Below are 19,104 nucleotides of genomic sequence, written 5' to 3'. Positions count from 1 at the left end.
GAAACAGATAGTGAATGTCTATCATCAAGCTCATGACGGACATTAAGGGGCGGAAACAGATAGTGAATGTCTATCATCAAGCTCATGACGGACATTGAAGCATGGAAACAGAAGCTGAATGTCTATCATACGAGTGTAAAGCCCCATTATAGCTTAAATAGAGAGTGGATGTTTTCACTGGATATTTAGTTTGAAAACATGACCTTTGTACTAAATATTTTCAGTAACCCAGCCGATATAAATATTATATCTGTAAATTAAGGGGCGTATTAACAGCATGGCAATAACATTAAAAAGAAAAAAGCTGGAAAAAGTGCAAGAGCAAACTCTTTTAGAACAAAGCAAAAAAATGAAGCCTATTTTTCAAGTTGCTAAAGGATCAGATTTGGAAAAACAGTTAAATATGCTTGATTTGACAGAAGACGATTTTGCAGTTGCACAGGCATTAAAGCCTTATGTGGAGAAAGAAAATATTGCAATCATTGATAATTTCTATCAAAATTTGGAGCATAATCCTAACTTAATGGAAATCATCGAAGCGAGCAGCTCCATTGAACGTTTGAAAAAAACTCTAAATCGTCATATTGTTGAAATGTTTTCAGGGGAGATAAGTCAAGAATTTATTCAACGAAGGAAGCGTATTGCCTTAATCCATGTAAAAATTGGTCTGACTCAAAAATGGTACATCGCATCCTTCCAGAAAATATTTGATGGATTGCTCAATATTATCATAAAAAATTTACCAAATCAGGATGACAGAGTCCTTGCTATCAAAGTTGTGACTAAATTATTGAACTTAGAACAGCAGGTGGTGTTAGAGGCTTATGATGATGAAGTGATCCGTGTAAAAGATGAAGAAGCAAAATCAAAAATGAGAATACTTGACTCTTTGGAGGGTACAGCAGAGGAATTAGCTTTACTTGGAGAAGAAACGATTGCTTCAATTACAGAAATGACTGGACAGGTAGATGTAATTACGAACAATTCAAAATCAGGCACTGAATTAGCAATAGAAGCGAAAAAAGCAGCTGATGAGGGACAAGCAAAGTTAGCAGAAATGAATGATTCCATTGAAAACATGGAGTCAGGTACAAAAAAAGTAAATCAGGATATGGCAGGATTGGAAACCACTTCTACACAAATTAAGGAAATTATTGAGATTGTTAAAACAATTGCAGAACAAACGAATTTACTTGCACTTAATGCTTCTATTGAGGCAGCCAGAGCTGGAGAACACGGACGTGGTTTTGCTGTAGTTGCTGAAGAAGTAAGAAAGCTGGCGGAACAAACCGGAAGCTCAGTAACTAATGTGACAGAATTGGTGAACAAAACAAATGAGCAGGTTTTTAATAGTTCAGCATCATTACAGGAAGTAGATGGCTTCCTCACAGATATTAAAACACAGATGGTTAACACGGAAGCAGCTTTTGGTAAAATTGATAGTCGTATGGAAAAAACACAAGAGAGTAATCAGCGTATTCAGGATGACCTTGAGATGTTTGAGGAGGCTATCGGAGGGATTGAGCAGTCAGCAGTAACAATTAAAGGATCTGCAAAACGTTTAAGTGAACTAATGGAAGAGAAGAATAGATAACTTAGGAAGCACACTTCTTTTTGAAGGGTGCTTTTTACTTACCAGTTAACTTTAGTTTTTTCTACTTTAATACATCATCTTCTTCAAATCCAATCCATGTCTACTCGAGTTTTGAAGTAATAATCCTAAAAGCCAACTTTTTAGAAAGAGCTGTTATACCAACACAGTTATAAATACCTATGTATAACTGGAAAATAATCCTATATACACTTGTTGCACTAAATTATAAATGTTATGATCAAGTTGTATTAAATTCAAGATAACTTGATAAGGAGGGAACAGGTTGACCAAGGAAATGATGGAAGATCTGTTACATTCTATCACGCAATGGCTGGATGAATTAAAAGATATAAAGGAAAACGGCCAACAAATTGATGAACTTTATTCAAATCTAGAAACAGAAGCATCTAATCTGGAGAGTCACCTTCAAGGGCTTCAGCAAAATATTAAGCAATTGGATAAAAAGTTAGCAATGGTGATAGAAAGAAGAATGACAACCGGGACAGAAAAGTTAATAGCACGGAGAGCATTTTAAAGAAGTAAAAGCGTGCGATATGCAGGCTTATTTTTTTTGAAGTAAGCTACAGCAGCCCACCTTTTTGTCTTAGACAAAGTTTGATAGAATAAAATAAATACCGATCCAACATATGAGGAGGTAAACGGTATGAATACTTTTGCGCAAGCTCCGATTTGTCCTAAATGCAAAACAAGGCAGACATATATCATTGACCCTGACAACCGAAGTAATCAAGCGCTCCCTCCAAAAACACAATTTGAGCCCGTTATAGAGGGTAATAAAGAATATTATTGCATGGGCTGCGGAAATATATGGACCAAATATGAAGGGAGAAAGCCATATCAAAAAATAAAGTCTATCTATGCATATATAGGAGGGTATTCTGGTCCTGGTTTTCAAATAAGAGTAAATATAGAACAAAAGAAATTATCATACACTTCTTTCTTATTTAATGACAATGTAGATAAAGAACACAGAAAAATACCATCAGACTATGAAATAAAAGCTTTTCTTTCCGAACTGTATGAATGCAGCTTCTTAAATTGGGCTGATAGATACGACGATTTCTGTGTGTTGGATGGCACCTCCTGGCGTATTGAGATTGAACTGGATACCCATTGTGACATTAAGTTGGGTAGTAATCATTACCCTGCCACATGGAAAAAATTTTGTAAAGCTGTTGCAAATCTGAGCGGAAGAGAATTTTATTAGTTTATAGAAGAAAAATACTCACTATTATTTTCTATTGTCCTCCTTGGTTTCCCGCGAATCTAACTAACAAGGAGGCTCTTTGCTTTCTTCTCACATATTCTTTCCAGTTTTCTACGGCATTTCTCCTCATAAAAAGGATTGTCCAACTTGTTCGTTTTTATCTTACCAATCTTCTTCCTCACTTCCGTATTATGAATAACAATGTCGTGTATTTCCCCTTTCTGAAGAAATTCCTGAAACCATTGCTTTTTCTTTAGTTGTTGTATGTTTTTTTCTATATCTTCCTCTGTCACCTTTTTGAACTCGTAGCTTTCAAATAGGAAAATCAATACATCAATTAATAATCCCATATGACAATTCTCCTTTGTATGGTTTTCTATTTCTAATACGTAAAAGTGAGGTAAAGGTTTCGAATTATATTTAATATTCATAAGAGTAACGCGCTTTATGTCGGCTAAACACAATGAATAATCTATGAAGTGATGCATTTTCTGCTATCATCAAAAAAACTTTTAAAATGAGAAGGCATATATGGTGTGCAGATAAGACTGATTCATGGTATTATTCACCGTATATTGACTTTTTAGAAAAGATGATTATTTGTGGGGTGGAAGTTGTGAAAAAGAAGCGCTTTCTAAGCAAATTAAAAAACATTGGACCAGGAGCAATGGTCGGAGCGGCAATTATTGGTCCAGGAACGGTGACGACTGCCTCTCAGACCGGAGCTACTTTTGGTTATACATTAATCTGGGCTATTGTTTTCTCCATTATAGCTACAATGTTTTTACAAGAAATGACTACAAGGCTGGGAGTAGTGTCTCGAATGGACATGGGTACTGCATTTCGTCGTCAATTTAGTCATCCACTATTAAGAGCAATTACAGTTATTCTAATAGTTTCTGCAATCACAATCGGTAATGCAGCATATGAAGCGGGGAATATTACAGGAGGAGCTATTGGCCTGGGAGCAATGACTAATATCCCGGTTAATGTTTGGGGAATTATAACAGGATTGTAGCTGGTGCATTACTTTTAATTGGCAACTACAAGGTAATTGAAAAAATATTCATTGTGCTAATTGTGGTAATGAGTATTAGTTTTGTACTCACTGCAATTGTAGTAAAACCAGACATAGCAGCAATGGCAGCTGGTTTTGTTCCAAAAGTGCCAGATGGAACTGCAATTCTAGTCATTTCTTTAATTGGTACCACCATTGTTCCATACACTCTATTTTTACAGTCTGCCACTGTGCAGGAACGCTGGAAAGGTAAAGAAGGATTACACGAAAGCCGTTTTGATATTATTGCTTCACTACTAGGAGTAATGGTTGTGTCTATTTCAATTATTGTTTCAGCTGCAGTGGCATTTCCACTTGGTACTGGGATTAAAAATCCTGCTGATATGGCGTTGCAATTGGAACCTATACTAGGAAGCTGGGCAAAATATGTCTTCTCGGTAGGAATATTTGCAGCAGGCATCACTTCCTCCATGACAGCACCACTTGCTGCAGCTTATGCTACCACAGGTATACTTGGTTGGAAACAGGATATGAAATCAAATCGGTTCCGAGGTATATGGGCTTTCATCATTCTAGTAGGTGTTATTTTCTCAGGTATGGGTTACAGTCCAATAGATTTAATCCTTTTTTCACAATATGCTAACGGGCTTATACTACCAATTATTGTGTTATTCCTTCTTCTGGTAATGAATAACAAAAGGCTATTGGGTGAAAATATGAACCGCACATGGATGAATATTGTAGGTTGGATAATTTTTGGTATTACTGTGCTTTTAACATTAAATGCATTTAATATTATATAAAGAAAATCTGTATAGCATCTCTAAAATACCCAGTAAGAGCAAAACCTCTTTATTTCTCTTAAGAAAAAATCATGCTATCCTATAAGAACAACCAATCAATCAACCAATTTATAGGATAAGAAGGCTAATAGAAAGAAGGTTGTAGAAGGAGGGATACTATGTCTCTAGATAAGGAAAATGAAAAGAAGCGTTTGGAATTACAAATGAAGTGGTGTGAGCAGAAGGACTATTTACTTGAAAAAATAAATGAGAAGTTGGAGGAAATGAAGTCCATTGCAGTATACGCTGTAGAAGAAGAACTCTCTGCTTCAGAAAGACAAGAATTAAATGAACAACTCAATTATTTGAAAGTAGAGGTGGATATGCTGCAAAGTCAAATGCAGCCTACGATTCATTAATAAAAAAAACACCATAAAGACTTTAGCAACAAGTCTAAATAAGTTCCAAACATATAGTTAACTTAATTAGTATATTAGTAAACAAATACATACATAACAAAACTGCCAATCTAAAAAGGATTGGCAGTTTTGTTGCTATCGCTTCCACATACACGATCTAATTTTCAATAAGTGTGTTCCGTAAGTAGGTTATTACACTTTCAATTGCTTGAACTGCCACTTGGTTTTCCATTTCCATATCAAATGAATGCTTTCCACCAGGGATGGTTATCAATTTATTTGGCACATTAGCCTCATCTAACATACGTGCCATTTTAATGGATTCTTCATAAGGCACATCCTCATCTGCATCTCCATGGAGCAACAATGTTTCAGGAAAATCATTGTCTATATTTTTAATAGGACAATAGATGTCAAGCTTTGAAGTTTCCATCCCTGCTACATAGTCAAGCCATTTCCCTTGTTGCCTGCAATAAAGATAAATAGCATACCGTTTCTGTATAGGGGAGGATGAAATAACTTCATTCCGGATGAGTTGCTTTGCAAGCATTTCAGGTACAGAAGTCATCTTGGTATAATGAAGGCTTGGATTTCGATACCAATCACCAGTTATATCTCCGTAACCATAAAAAGAAACGATTGCTTTTGGTCTAACTTCAAACGTACCAGATAAAAGAGCAAGGTAACCCCCAGCAGAGCTTCCAATGACAGCAATTTTTTCCCTGTTAAAGTCAAACGGTGCTTTCTTATATAGCCAAATCAACAGATCCTCTATATCTTCCTTTATACATGGAAGCTTTGTTTCCGGGGCAAGTCGGTAATCAACAGAAAAGACGTGAAATCCTGCCTCATTATACATTTGAATTTGCTTTTTGTTCATATCGCTTTTTGTACCCCAGATTAAACCTCCTCCATGAATATAGACAAGTAATGGAGCATACTGTTCACTCGTTGGATGAAGTTCCCCTTTTATTTCGCAATTTTCTACTGTCTTATAAACATAGGTCACTTCCATTTTAAATCATCTCTTTCTTCAAATAAACTCACATATCTAACTATAGCAGTTGTTGCAGATAACGCTCCAAAACATGCGTATGGAACATCCTTTGGTGTATACAATTTCATTGGTATGTGTGGCTCTATCTTGGCTCCGTATATCACAGGTTACCTTACAGATGTAACTGGAAGCATGAATATAGGTTTCTATTTTGCAGCAGCTTTATTGATAATTGGTACAATCGCAGTACTATTCATGGATGAATCAGAAAGTCCAAACGTAGATGAAGCCTTAATTCATGAAAAATAAAATAATGATAGTTGAACAAACTGCTTCTTGATTGCTTAATGGCATATAAGAGCAGTTTTTATATCTGTTAATTTTGTTAACTATACTGCTGTATAGATATCACACTTTTAATTAAACTTTATTTAATAACTGCCGATATATAAATTAGAAAACTGTAAAATCAATTAAACTGCTATACTATAAGAAACTAGCACGTAAAACTATAGAGGTGAATAAAATGAGAATAGGCGGACTTGCTTCAGGGATGGACATTGATTCCCTTGTAGCTGACCTAATGAAAGCAGAGCGTCTACCAATGCAAAAAATGCAACAAGATCGGACATGGATGACATGGCAACGGGATGCCTTCCGAGAAGTCAATACAAAATTTCTTAACTTTCGATCAGAGCTTACTAAAATGAAATTATCGACAACTTTCCGGTCAAGAATGACATCAACAACGAATGAAAATTATGTATCTGCTACAGCTACAAGTGCAGCTGGATTATCATCGTATACTATTTCAGATGTGAAAAAACTGGCGACTGCTGCAACGAAAGTGAATGGAGGGCCCGTGTTTCAGGATGCAAAATCAATTGATACACGCAAAAGCTTGGCAGAATTGCAATCCAGATTTTCGAATACTACTGATTTTAAATGGGAGCAGGGAAGCGTTAAAAAAGAGACCGTCAACGTAGATAAAGAGGGAAGTGTTTTTAAACTTAATCTGCAAACCGGCACAAATATTAAAAATATAGAAGAAATGTCAGTAAAGGTAGGAAATACATATTTTAAAGTTGTAGACGCTGCCGGGAATACTAAGCCTTTAGAAGGCGAGGTTTTGATTGATAAAGGAACTGGTGAGCTGACTTTTAATGAGCCATTAAAAACGGGAAGCGATATAAAGGTAAATTATACAACAGATTTACAAATCGATACGATGAAAACGGGAGCAGAAGGTAAGACGATTAAGCTATCGAATCAGGGGATATCTGAAGACGAGTTTGAAATGAAAATAGGCGGTGAAACATATAAAGCAAAAGGTGGGAACATTTATTTGTCGACTGATTCTAGCTTTGCCAATCCCCAGGGAACTATAAATACAGAAACAGGCGTAATAACTAGGAATGAAGCAATTCCTAAAGATACCGATGTAGAAGTAACATATAAATACGATTACACAAGCTTCCGTGTAGGTGCCCATACAAAAGACGGTGAAAAAGAAGAAGCCTTTAATATAAAAGCAAGTCAATCCTTTGATTCTATGATTAGTCAGGTGAACAGTGCGAATGTCGGTGTAAGTATGTTCTATGACTCTGTTAAAGGTCAAATGACACTGAATCGGACGGAGACGGGTAACTTTAATGGCAACGAACATGGTAGCACTGATTATTCGACTAATGATCAAGAAATCATTACAAAAGGCACGTTCATTCAAAATCAGTTGCAGTTTTCCACCGGTACAGAAACGGGTGGCACAGATGCTCACTTTACCATTAATGGTTTGGAAACAACCAGGAGTTCCAATTCTTTTACTATTTCAGGGGTTACCTTTAATCTAAAACAAACCTTTTCTGGAGAGGATGTGAAAGTAAACATCTCAAATGATTCCAACACCGTATTTGAAAATATCAAAGGTTTCGTGGAAAAATACAATGAATTAATTGGTGGTATTCAAGATCGCTTGCAAGAAGACAGGTACAAAGATTACCGGCCATTAACAGATAAACAACGGGAAGAAATGAGCGACAAACAACAGGAGTTATGGGAAGAAAAATCGAAAAGTGGATTACTTCGCAGAGATTCGACATTATCAAGTGCACTAAATGATATGCGACGTGACTTCTATACACCTGTAAATAATGGCGAGATCCCTTCTGCGATGCAACAATTAGCTAGTATTGGTATCAGCACAACTGCCAATTATTTAGAAGGTGGAAAACTGGAAATCAATGAGGCTAAATTAAAAAAAGCGATTGAAGAAAATCCGGAAGCGGTAGAAAAGCTGTTTAAAAATGATGGAACTGGCTATGGTCAGCAAGGAATTTTGGATAGATTAACAGATACAGCCAATAAAGTAATGGATACGATTAAAACAAAAGCAGGGAACACATTTCAAACTGAAAACCAGTATACAATGGGAAGACAGTTGGATGATCTCAAAGATCGTATATCTTCTTTTGAAAAGCGACTTGTTCAAGTAGAGGATCGCTATTGGCGACAGTTTACAGCTATGGAAAAAGCAATTCAAAGAGCAAATCAGCAATCCATGTATCTTATGCAGCAATTTGGTGGAGGCATGTAAATATGGGATTAAAAAGAAAGCCCCTGCAATTTGATTAAATGCAGGGGCTTTCTTATATATATTACTAAGACTAGGAGTAAGGATATTGTCTTGCTTTATGCTGAATACTAATCCATTTTGTAGTAGTGAAGGCATCTAGACTCCAGTCTCCATTCAGACGACCTAAGCCGGAATTTTTCACCCCACCGAATGCAACATTTGGTTCATCATTTATTGTCCCATCGTTTATATGAATCATCCCTGTGTCCATTTGCTTGGCCAACTCTGCTCCTCGTTCTACATTTCTAGTATGAATGGCTCCACTAAGACCGTAAAGACTATTATTTGCATACGAAAGTACCTCTTGGTCATTTTTTACTTTCATAATACTTACAACTGGCGCGAATAATTCTTCCTTCGCTAACGACATATCAGGTGTGACATTCGTAAATACAACTGGTTCCACAACATTCCCCTTAACTTCTCCTCTAATTACAGGGACAGCTCCTTCCTCTATTCCTTTTTCTATGAGCGCCACGGTTCCTTTTACTTGCTGTTCATTTATTAAAGGCCCTATGATGGTGCTTGGATCGCTTGGATCGCCGCATGTTAATGTTGCCACTTTGGCTGTGTATTTATCTACAAATTCTTGATAAATTGCTTCATGAACAATTAAACGATTTGCAGACATACAAATTTGTCCCTGGTGAGTAAAGCGACTGAAAACTGCAGCGCTTACGGCTAGGTCAATATCTGCGTCTTCAAGCACAACAAGTGCACTATTGCCTCCCAATTCCAAGTGTGCTTCCTTTAAATGTTTACCTGCAACTGCTCCGATGTGTTTTCCAACCTTCGTTGAACCTGTAAAAGATATGGCACGAGGTATCGGGTGTGCTACAAAGTGATCACCGATTTCCGATATCTCAGTTGTGATAACGTTAAGCAGACCTTCAGGTAATCCGGCTTCCTCAAAAATCTTCGCAATCATCGTTCCGCCGGTAATAGAAGTATGTTCGTGTGGTTTAAGAACCACTCCGTTTCCTGTTGCTAGAGCTGGCGCAACTGATTTCATAGAAAGGAAAAACGGAAAGTTAAACGGACTTATTACTCCGACTACTCCAACAGGGACACGATAAACTCGGTTTTCTTTATGATCAATTGGAGACGGAAGAATTTTTCCATCCATTCGAAAAGGTAGTGTAGATGCCTCCTTCATAATATTTTTTACCAGACCAATTTCAAATTCGGCTTTCAATCTTGTTCCGCCAATTTCATTTATTATAATTTCTACGATTGATTCATGTTTTTCTTCTATATAAGAAACTGCTTTTTCAAATACTTCCCTTTGTATTACAGGATTTGTGTTTTTCCATTCTTTTTGTACATGATTTGCTGATTGGTATGCTTCATCCAAATCCTGAAGGCTAGCAGCTTGATAGTTTGCTATAATAGCATCGTTATATGGATTTTTATTTACCATCTGCTGGTTGCTTGACCCATCACGCCATTTACCAGCAATGTAATTTCCTTTTAATAGATTAAATTGATTCATATCTTTACACCCCTGTTCAATTTTTCACTTCGATATTTTCTTTCGCCATATCTGCTAATGTATGAATATTACCGTTTATCTCCTGCATGGTGGCAGTTAATTCTTCGATTGCCGCAGATTGCGTATCGGACTCAAGATTTGCATCCTGAATATGTTTACTTAAATTTGTAATAACTTCCTTAATTGACTCGGTTATATTGTGTATCTCTGTCACTTGTTCTTTTGAACTAGTTGCCATCTTTCTAATTTCATCTGCAACTACAGAAAAACCTCTTCCATGTTCGCCAGCTCGAGCAGATTCAATTGCGGCATTTAAGCCTAATAGATTACTTTGATCAGCTATTCCCTTTACTACATTGGATACTTTTTCTATTGTGTCTACACGTTTATTAACTTCTGTAGCTTTTTGAGAGATTTCATTCATATTACCGGCAAGGTCGGTAATAGAAAGAGCCATATCCTGAATGGTATTAGTTACATCATTAAATATTCCGGATAAATTAGATGCTACATCTGATAATTGATTTGCTTTATCAATACTTGATCCAATCCCAACCCCTCCTATTACATTACCCTTCTCATTGTGTAAAGGAATTGCCCTAGCAATAAGATGTACACCAAATAATTCAGGAGGTACAGTGGCAGCTTGTTTTTTATTTAATCGAATTGCCTGAGTAACAATATCTCCTTCCATTAATGGATCTCCAGGATTTACGTTTAGAGAGAAAGTTTTTGCCGGAAAGTTTATGATTAATTTCTCTGTGTCATAGATTCCCACCGTGATATCATCGTTTACAAGTGTTTGAAGAAAAGGTGCTACCTCAATGAATGATGATAACATTGGGTGGTAATTTGTTTCGTTTTCAATAACTGAATTCAAATTAAATCACTCCCGCCGTATTTTTTAACGTACTAACATAGTATCGGAATAAACTCTCATAACATGTAGTATTTGGTAAAAACAAGATTATTTGAAAAACTTTAAATATCTATTTGTGGATTTTAAAGATGAACATCTAATAGTCTTAATATTTTTTTTTTGCTTAAATTGTTCATTCTTTGTCAGATTATGCCGATAAATATGAGGAGTAAACACTGGTTCTTTATACCCTTCATAAAAAAACCTTTAGATAATGAGTGATGGTTGTTATATAAATGAATCAGTTAAAATTAGGGGGTCACATATGGATAAGACAACAATAATTGGTTTATTTTTAGGTGTAATCGCGGTAGGGGTTGGAATGGTGATGAAGGGTGTCCCTATAACGGCTTTAGGCAATCCGGCAGCAATCCTTATTATATTCGTTGGAACAGCAGCTTCTATTTGTATTGCATTTCCAATGAGCACTGTTAAAAATATACCAACACTTTTCAAAATTATTTTTAGTAAAGATCAGAATCCTGAGAAAAAAGAATTGATTCAACTATTTACCAAATTAGCTGAACAAACACGCAAAGAAGGTTTGCTTTCAATGGAGACACAAATGAAAGAATTTGAGGATCCATTTTTGAATACCGGTTTACAGTTTGCGATTGATGGTCAAACACCAGATTTTATTAAGGAAGTCTTAATTGAAAAGATTGAAGCGATGGAGAGTAGACATCAGGAAGGGATTTCAGTCTTTTCTCAAGCAGGAACCTATGCACCTACATTAGGTGTGCTGGGAGCAGTAATAGGATTAATTGCAGCATTAGGAAATATGCAGGATATGGATGTGCTTGGGCATGCGATATCAGCAGCGTTTATAGCTACATTATTTGGAATTTTTTCCGGGTATGTGCTTTGGCATCCGTTTGCAAATAAGCTGCGAGAAAAGTCGAAAAAAGAAGTTGAAATTAAAGAGATTATGATCGAAGGCATTCTTTCAATTTCAACTGGAGATTCAGCTATTGTAGTACGAGATAAGCTTGGCTCTTATTTATCCACAAAAGAATTGGTTCAATTGAAAGAGGAGCAGGCAAATGAGCAGGCGTAAAAAGAAAGATGAACATCATGTGGATGAATCCTGGCTTTTACCGTACTCTGATTTACTGACATTATTATTAGCTCTATTCATTGTGTTATTTGCAATGAGTGAAGTAGATACCCAAAAGTATAAAGAACTCTCCCAGGTCTTCAGTAATGAATTCTCCGGGGGGCAAGGTATTCTTGAAGAAAAGGATCCAACAGAGCAGCCTTTACCTGCACCCCAGCCAGAGCAAGAAAAAGAGAAAAGTAAAAATGAACAAGAAAAAAATAGTGCAATGGAAAAAGAGCAGCTTCAAAAAGTAAAAGAGAATATAAATGCTTATATTAAGAAAAAGAATCTGACCGATGTACTACAGACACAGCTTTCTGATGAGGGATTACTCATTACGATATCTAATGATTTCTCATTTCACTCAGGAAGTGCAGATGTGAATAGGGAAGGCAAAAAAATAGCGAAGGAGATATCGGGCTTTCTGCTTACAGACCCTCCTCATCAGATCATTGTAAGTGGACATGCAGATGATTTACCTATTCATAATGAAGAATTTTCGTCAAATTGGGAGTTAAGTGTAATGAGAGCTATCCACTTTATGCGTATTGTTTTAGAAAATGAGCAGCTTGATCCAACAAAATTTAGTGCAAAAGGATTTGGAGAATATAAGCCAGCAGTCCCGAATACATCCGAAGCAAATAGAGCAGCTAATCGGCGTGTCGAAGTTCTCATTTTACCTAATTACAACCTTCAAACAGGAGAAAAAAATAAAAACTAAAAGGGGTATACAACTATGCCGATAACAATAGAGGAAAGAAATAAAACAGTTACAAGTTTATTAAATGGAACGAACAAAGCCTTAGCATCTATTGTGCCGATCGATTTTTCCATGAGCAAGCCCAAATTACTTGGTAAATCATTACACCTGCAGTTTGGTGTACTAATTGGTATCACTGGTGATATAAAAGGTAAATTAATTTTAGCGGGCGATCAATCCATGTTTGGAGCAATTGGTGAGAAAATGTTTGGTATGCCATTGGAAGGTGAAATGCTAGCTTCCTTCAGTGGAGAGTTAGGAAATATGCTAGCCGGAGGAATAGCTACAAATATAATTCAGGATGGGGTTAAGACAGATATTACCGCTCCTACCATTATGCAAGGAAATACGACATTAACAGGCTATGAAAAAGCGCTACATTTACCTGTGGCATTCCTCCATAGTGGAGAAATGGATATATATTTATTACTAGATTGATTGGTCATAGAGAGGATGTACGTAATGGAAACAAGCCAATATATTGATATGTTTCTTGATGAAAGTCGAGAGCACTTACAAGCAGTTAATGATAATCTTCTTCATTTAGAAAAGCAACCAGATGACCTTTCCATCGTCAGCGAAATTTTCCGTTCTGCTCACACATTAAAGGGAATGGCTGCAACAATGGGCTATGAGGATATTTCTGCGTTAACCCATAAGATGGAAAACGTGTTAGATAAAATTCGGAACAGCGAATTAATGGTAAACACCCATATTATTGATATTATCTTCCAAGCAATTGAAGCTTTAGAAGAAATGGTAGAGGAAATTGCTCAAGGCAATGATGGGAAAAAAGATGTCACAGGTTTAGTTAATTCTTTGGACCAGATAGAAAATGAGAAGGCAAACCAAGACACAAGTGAGAAAAATGAGGAAGTTAATAGTTTTGATACAGAAAAAGTAATTTTGGATGAATATCAGTCAACTGTCATTGCCCAAGCAGAAGAGCAAGGGTTTAAGGCCTATTATATTCAAGTGCGCTTAAATGAAGACTGTCTACTAAAGGCTGTTAGAGCATATATGGTTGTAGAAGCATTAGAGTCTAAAGGAGAGATTATTAAAACCACTCCTGAAACGGAGGCATTAGAAGCAGGTGATTTCTCGCAGGATTTTACGCTCATCTTTCTATCAAATGAATCTACTGCATCATTAGAAGCTGTGATAACTAGTGTATCTGAAATAGAGCAGGTAAATATACAAGATTTAGCAGCTATTATGGAAAAACAGGCTGAAGAATCAAAGCATGAGGAACCTGCTACTGAGGAGTCATCAGATGAGACAGCAGAAGTGAAAACACAGGGGCAGGCTACTAAATCTACTACTATCCGCGTAAACCTGGAACGGATTGACCATTTAATGAATTTATTTGAAGAGGTTGTAATTGATCGCAGTAGATTGGAGGATCTGGCAGAAAAACTGGGGAATCCTGAATTAGCTGAAACAGTTGAACATATGTCGAGAGTGTCGGAGGATATGCAAAGCCTTATTCTAACCATGCGTATGGTTGCTGTAGAACAGGTGTTTAATCGTTTCCCACGGATGGTTCGCGGACTTGCCAAGGACTTAAATAAAAAAATTGATCTCCAAATTATTGGTGCAGATACAGAATTGGATCGCACTGTTATTGATGAAATAGGTGATCCACTCGTTCACTTGATTCGTAATTCGATCGACCACGGTATCGAGCTGCCAGCAGAGCGCTTGAAAGCGGGAAAACAAGAAGAAGGAGAATTAATACTGCGTGCCTACCATAGTGGCAATCATGTGTTTATTGAAATTCAAGACGATGGGGCTGGTATTAACCGTGAAAAAGTAGAAGAAAAAGCGGTTGAAAACGGGCTAATTACAAAAGAAGCAGCAAAGCAACTCACAGATGAGGAAATCTATCCTTTTATACTGGCCTCTGGGTTTAGCACAGCAGCCACCGTGTCGGATATTTCTGGTCGTGGAGTAGGATTGGATGTAGTAAAAAGCAAGATTGAAGCTCTTGGTGGGAAAATTACGATTGAATCCGAGAAAGGAAAAGGAAGTAAGTTCTCCATTCAGTTACCACTGACCTTATCCATTCTTTCTTCATTATTAGTAAAAGTTGAAGAGGAAACTTATGCCATACCTCTATCTTCTATCATTGAAACTGCTTTATTGAAAGAAGAGCAGATCATGTCAGCACATGGCAAAAAGGTCATGGATTTCAGGGGCAGTGTTGTACCACTTGTATCTCTAAATAAGGTATTTGATGTTCCTGAGAGTACCACCTCGGAAAATGGAAGTAGTCACCATGCTGTGGTTATCGTGAAAAAAGGGGAAAAAATGACTGGTCTGATGGTAGATTCCTTTATCGGTCAGAGAGAGATTGTTTTAAAATCGTTAGGAAATTATTTAAAAGATGTGTTTGCTATTTCAGGTTCTACGATTTTAGGGGATGGGCAGGTTGCTTTAATTATTGATCCTAATGCACTAATTAAGTAAGGGAGACCAGATGATGGAGAAAATTACAAAATATATTGTTTTTAAATTAAATAACCAATCTTATGGAGTAAATGTCCAACAAATAAGATCAATCGAACGTATACAAAAGATTACAGAGGTTCCGAGAACTTCTCCATTTATAAAAGGTGTTATTTATTATCAAGGAGAAACAGTCCCTGTGCTTGATTTGAAGGAGCGTTTACAACTACCCGAAACAGAAACAACTGAACATAGTCGGTTCTTAATTGTCATGATGGATGACATGCAAGTAGGGTTAATCGTGGATGCGGCTACAGAAGTAATTGATATTGATGAGCAAATAATTGAAGCTCCACCACAAATCATTGGTGGTGTAGAGGATGTTTTTCTGCAAGGTGTAGCGAAATTGGAAAAGGATTTGTTGATAATCCTTGATTTAAAGCGTGTTTTGGACTTATCAGAAACAACAGAAGTAAAAGAAGTTATCCAAGAGATTGAACAGGAGGAAGTATAATGGCGAAAATTTTAATAACAGATGATGCGGCATTTATGCGCATGCAACTTAAGGACATTTTAACGAAATTAGGTCATGAGGTAATAGGGGAGGCTGAAAACGGACAAGTAGCAATTGAAAAGTTTCAGGAATTACAACCTGAGCTCGTAACAATGGACATTACTATGCCCGAAATGAATGGGGTAGAAGCAGTAAAAGAAATCAAGAAAATTAACCCGAATGCGAAAGTTATTATGTGCTCAGCCATGGGGCAACAAGGCATGGTAGTGGAAGCAATTCAGGCAGGGGCAAAAGACTTTATTGTAAAACCCTTTACTCCAGAGCGGATTGGCGAAGCAGTTAATAAGGTTTTATAAGTACAAGAATAGGAGTCATATACAGATAAGGTGAGGTGATTGTATGTCAGCACAAAGTCTACACGAAATAATAAGGAATATGGACTTTCACCATGTATTACAACCAATTATTAATACATCAACAAATAAAGTATATGGATATGAAGCATTGCTTCGCTCCAGGCATTATAGAAATCCGGAAATATTTTTTAAGCATGCAAGGGAACAAAATGTATTATTTGAACTGGATATGATGTCTATATATAAAGCTTGTAAAATGAATCTGGCAGAGTTAGGGGATATATATTTATTTTTAAATATATATCCTTCCACCCTGAATCATCCTGCCTTCATTAATAGCTTGGAAGAAATCACTAGGGAAACGAAAGTGAAAGCGAATACAATTGTTTTTGAAATAAATGAAGCAGAGAGAGGTACGGACTTTTCGGCTTTAAAACAGGTCTTGAATCAGTTGAAGCAACAAGGGTTTCTTATTGCTTTTGATGATATTGGAAAGGGCGAAGCAACGTTATCTACTGTGCAGACCATCATTCCTAACTTTGCTAAATTTGATCGCTACTATGCTGATAAATTATTTACATCCATTCGAAAACAAAACCATATTAAAAAAGTAATACACTTATTAGATGGAACGATGGAAATTGTTTTAGAGGGATTGGAAACAGAGGAAGATCTCTTAACAGCAAAGTTACTAGGCGTTCCATATGTGCAAGGGTTTTATTTGGGAAAGCCTCAGCCCTTGGAGTTTTATAAGTAACAAATTAATTATATGTAGGTAGGGAAGGGATTCTATTGAAAAAGAAGCAAAAGAAAAAGCAAGGTGGTTTTTTAAAACGTACCATTCAGACACAAATTCTCTTTCCTTTTCTTGTATTAATTTTGATTGCTGGACTAGTTGTAGCAGGAGTTAGTTACTTTTTCAGTGTTAATTTGACTACGAAAGAATTAACCAAGAATATGCAAAGTCAAATTCTTGTGATAAATGATTCTTTTGACATGTTTTTTGATAACCTGGAAAGAGGTATTAGGAGAGTCGCTTCAAGCGAAATTGTATTAGAGGGAGAGGAAGAAGATTCAGAGGAATTAAAACAATTTTTAAAAAGAACTGGTGATGCGAATAATTCCATTTTAAATACATATATAGGTAATGAAGAAACAGGAGAAATTGCTATTTATCCAAATACCATTTTCGACTCTGATTATGACCCGAGAGAAAGGCCTTGGTATAAGCGAGCAGTTGAACATGATGGTGCTCCGGTATGGACAGAGCCATACGAGGATGCAGCCTCCGGGGAAATGATTGTTACCATTGCCCAAGCGTACTATAATACGAAAAATGAAATGTTGGGAGTAGCAGCTCTTGATGTCTCTATAGACACACTTGTTTCTATGGTAGATAAGGTTAAAATTGGAGACACAGGATATGCCACATTAATTGATACAAATGGCAACCTTGTTGTACACCCAGATAAAAAGTTAGTCGGAATCAATATTGCAAAAGAAAGCTTCTATAAACAGATGATGAAAAAAGGTGAGTCCGGAACAGTGGAATATGAACAGGACGGTAAAGAGATGGTCACTGGGTTTGTAAAGAATGGGATAACAGATTGGGTCATAAATGGGACTGTTAATAAACATGATTTTGAACAAAAGTCTCAATCACTTCTATTACCGATCGGGCTTACATTATTAGGTATTATTCTTTTAGCAGTTATTGCTTCGTTTATTATAACAAAGCGGATTACAAAGCCAATTAAAAACTTGCAAAATACGATGAAGGAAGTCGAGAATGGGGATTTTCTTGCACATGTTGAAATAAACAGGCAAGATGAGATCGGACAATTATCTGCTAGCTTCAGAAATATGGTACAACAAATGAGAGAAATGATGACGAAAATTTCTACTATTTCTGTACAAGTTTCGGAGGCATCACAAACATTAGTGAAAAGTGCTGAAGAAAACACCTCTGCTGCTAATGAAGTTGCTGTAACAATGGAAGAAATAGCTTCAGGAGCGACGAGTCAGTCAGAGCTAATGGAACAAAACACAATAGCAACAGACCAATTATCAACAATAATAAACCAGTTTAGCTCACAAAATATACAGATTCAAGAAGAGTCTAAGTCAATGAATCTAGCATCAGAACAAGGATTGAAAACAGTCGATATTTTAAAGGACCAATCTAATCGTACAGAAAAAATAACGAATGACGTTGTTCAGGCAATTCACTCGCTTGATAACCGGTCTGCAAGTGTTTCAGAAATAATTGGTAAGATTTCGGGTATTGCAAGTCAGACCAATTTGTTAGCATTAAATGCGGCAATTGAAGCAGCTAGAGCAGGCGAAAGTGGAAGAGGTTTTGCAGTTGTTGCTGATGAAGTAAGGAAGCTGGCTGAACAATCCGAACACGCGCTTAAAGATATCTCTGATATTATTGCTAAAATGCAGGAAGAGACAAAGCATACAGTTGATCTAATTGATGAAACGAGTGAAGTTATTCAATCCCAAACAGATGCAGTTAGCAAAACGGAACAGGCATTTCAAGATATTAATAAATCAATTCATGTAAACAGTGAGATGCTCCTGTCTACAATAAGTCTTATGGATGAAATGGTGAACCAAGAAAAAATTATTGCAGACAATACGCGAAACAATGCTTCCATAAGTCAGGAAACGGCTGCTGGGACAGAGGAAATATCAGCTTCTGTGGAAGAACAGACAGCATCTATGGAACAATTAAACCAACTTGCAGGCCAACTGGATAGATATTCAAAAAATATGCAAGAAGAATTAAGGCAATATAAAATTAAAGAAAAAAGCTAACCTTTAAGAGAGCTATTGCTATA

At 36.6% G+C, this 19,104-nt stretch carries 19 protein-coding genes and 1 pseudogene; 16 read left to right on the top strand and 4 right to left on the bottom strand.

Translation table 11 applies throughout. The annotated features are described in order from the left end of the window. The first annotated feature begins 277 nt into the window (after positions 1-277). The 3 genes from BME96_RS13890 to BME96_RS13880 all read left to right on the top strand — a co-directional run bounded on the left by BME96_RS13890 (position 278) and on the right by BME96_RS13880 (position 2,822). Positions 278-1,594 carry a globin-coupled sensor protein gene (locus BME96_RS13890; RefSeq protein WP_019376039.1) on the top strand — a complete coding sequence of 439 codons (1,317 nt, stop codon included), beginning with the start codon at positions 278-280 and terminating at the stop codon, positions 1,592-1,594. A gap of 283 nt (positions 1,595-1,877) precedes the next feature. After that, entirely contained in the window at positions 1,878-2,129 is a 252-nt protein-coding gene (locus BME96_RS13885; protein ID WP_019376040.1) for a hypothetical protein, read from the top strand. Positions 2,130-2,258: 129 nt separating this feature from the next. Then, positions 2,259-2,822: a hypothetical protein gene (locus BME96_RS13880; protein WP_060678472.1), complete on the top strand. Its 564-nt coding sequence runs from the start codon at positions 2,259-2,261 to the stop codon at positions 2,820-2,822. A 59-nt stretch (positions 2,823-2,881) separates the two neighbouring features. On the opposite strand, the gene BME96_RS13875 is transcribed toward BME96_RS13880, so the two are convergent. After that, on the bottom strand, positions 2,882-3,172 hold the full coding sequence (locus BME96_RS13875) for a hypothetical protein (RefSeq protein WP_019376042.1): 291 nt from the start codon (positions 3,170-3,172) through the stop codon (positions 2,882-2,884). A 167-nt stretch (positions 3,173-3,339) separates the two neighbouring features. On the opposite strand from BME96_RS13875, the gene BME96_RS20065 reads away from it, so the two are divergent. The 3 genes from BME96_RS20065 (at position 3,340) to BME96_RS13865 (ending at position 5,041) form a co-directional block, all read left to right on the top strand. After that, on the top strand, positions 3,340-3,840 hold the full coding sequence (locus BME96_RS20065; RefSeq protein ID WP_269321168.1) for an NRAMP family divalent metal transporter: 501 nt from the start codon (positions 3,340-3,342) through the stop codon (positions 3,838-3,840). After that, the gene (locus BME96_RS13870; protein ID WP_269321167.1) at positions 3,816-4,643 is read left to right on the top strand and encodes an NRAMP family divalent metal transporter; all 828 of its coding nucleotides are present in this window, start codon (positions 3,816-3,818) and stop codon (positions 4,641-4,643) included. Before BME96_RS20065 ends, BME96_RS13870 begins: the two co-directional genes overlap by 25 nt. 158 nt (positions 4,644-4,801) lie before the next feature. Continuing rightward, positions 4,802-5,041, top strand: coding sequence for a hypothetical protein (locus tag BME96_RS13865; RefSeq protein ID WP_060678473.1), 240 nt, complete (start codon positions 4,802-4,804; stop codon positions 5,039-5,041). A gap of 157 nt (positions 5,042-5,198) precedes the next feature. Here the strand turns inward: BME96_RS13865 and BME96_RS13860 are convergent, their stop codons facing one another. Then, positions 5,199-6,056 (bottom strand): alpha/beta hydrolase, encoded by an 858-nt coding sequence (locus BME96_RS13860; RefSeq protein ID WP_060678474.1) that lies wholly within the window; start codon positions 6,054-6,056, stop codon positions 5,199-5,201. A 42-nt stretch (positions 6,057-6,098) separates the two neighbouring features. Here BME96_RS13860 and BME96_RS13855 point away from each other — a divergent pair. After that, positions 6,099-6,347, top strand: a pseudogene (locus BME96_RS13855) (MFS transporter); the annotation flags it as partial. Between the two features lie 217 nt (positions 6,348-6,564). Beyond that, a complete protein-coding gene (fliD, locus tag BME96_RS13850) occupies positions 6,565-8,631 on the top strand; it encodes a flagellar filament capping protein FliD (RefSeq protein ID WP_071649334.1) in 2,067 nt (688 codons plus the stop codon). A 70-nt stretch (positions 8,632-8,701) separates the two neighbouring features. Here fliD and BME96_RS13845 read toward each other — a convergent pair whose 3' ends face one another. Further along, positions 8,702-10,162, bottom strand: a complete 1,461-nt coding sequence (locus BME96_RS13845; RefSeq protein WP_019376053.1) for an aldehyde dehydrogenase family protein — start codon at positions 10,160-10,162, stop codon at positions 8,702-8,704. A gap of 16 nt (positions 10,163-10,178) precedes the next feature. Continuing rightward, positions 10,179-11,003: a methyl-accepting chemotaxis protein gene (locus BME96_RS20060; RefSeq protein WP_051002282.1), complete on the bottom strand. Its 825-nt coding sequence runs from the start codon at positions 11,001-11,003 to the stop codon at positions 10,179-10,181. 343 nt (positions 11,004-11,346) lie between these two features. Between BME96_RS20060 and motA the strand changes: the two genes are divergently transcribed. From motA to BME96_RS13800, 8 genes are read left to right on the top strand one after another with little or no spacing between them, the layout of a single operon-like run. Then, a complete protein-coding gene (gene motA, locus BME96_RS13835) occupies positions 11,347-12,138 on the top strand; it encodes a flagellar motor stator protein MotA (protein ID WP_019376055.1) in 792 nt (263 codons plus the stop codon). Beyond that, a complete protein-coding gene (gene motB, locus BME96_RS13830; RefSeq protein ID WP_060678475.1) occupies positions 12,125-12,901 on the top strand; it encodes a flagellar motor protein MotB in 777 nt (258 codons plus the stop codon). Before motA ends, motB begins: the two co-directional genes overlap by 14 nt. A gap of 15 nt (positions 12,902-12,916) precedes the next feature. Further along, positions 12,917-13,378, top strand: coding sequence for a chemotaxis protein CheX (locus tag BME96_RS13825; protein WP_060678476.1), 462 nt, complete (start codon positions 12,917-12,919; stop codon positions 13,376-13,378). A 24-nt stretch (positions 13,379-13,402) separates the two neighbouring features. After that, positions 13,403-15,409 (top strand): chemotaxis protein CheA, encoded by a 2,007-nt coding sequence (locus BME96_RS13820; RefSeq protein WP_071649333.1) that lies wholly within the window; start codon positions 13,403-13,405, stop codon positions 15,407-15,409. A 13-nt stretch (positions 15,410-15,422) separates the two neighbouring features. Further along, complete coding sequence (locus BME96_RS13815; RefSeq protein ID WP_019376059.1) at positions 15,423-15,902, top strand: chemotaxis protein CheW; 480 nt, start codon at positions 15,423-15,425, stop codon at positions 15,900-15,902. After that, positions 15,902-16,258, top strand: a complete 357-nt coding sequence (locus BME96_RS13810; protein WP_019376060.1) for a response regulator — start codon at positions 15,902-15,904, stop codon at positions 16,256-16,258. Before BME96_RS13815 ends, BME96_RS13810 begins: the two co-directional genes overlap by 1 nt. Before the next feature lie 43 nt (positions 16,259-16,301). After that, positions 16,302-17,015, top strand: coding sequence for an EAL domain-containing protein (locus tag BME96_RS13805; RefSeq protein ID WP_060678478.1), 714 nt, complete (start codon positions 16,302-16,304; stop codon positions 17,013-17,015). Positions 17,016-17,050: 35 nt separating this feature from the next. Beyond that, positions 17,051-19,081, top strand: a complete 2,031-nt coding sequence (locus BME96_RS13800) for a methyl-accepting chemotaxis protein (RefSeq protein WP_071649332.1) — start codon at positions 17,051-17,053, stop codon at positions 19,079-19,081. The last annotated feature ends 23 nt before the right edge of the window (positions 19,082-19,104 follow it).

The organism is Virgibacillus halodenitrificans (genome assembly GCF_001878675.1).
GTDB lineage: Bacteria > Bacillota > Bacilli > Bacillales > Amphibacillaceae > Virgibacillus_Q > Virgibacillus_Q halodenitrificans.
This window is presented reverse-complemented; position numbering and strand designations above follow the sequence as displayed.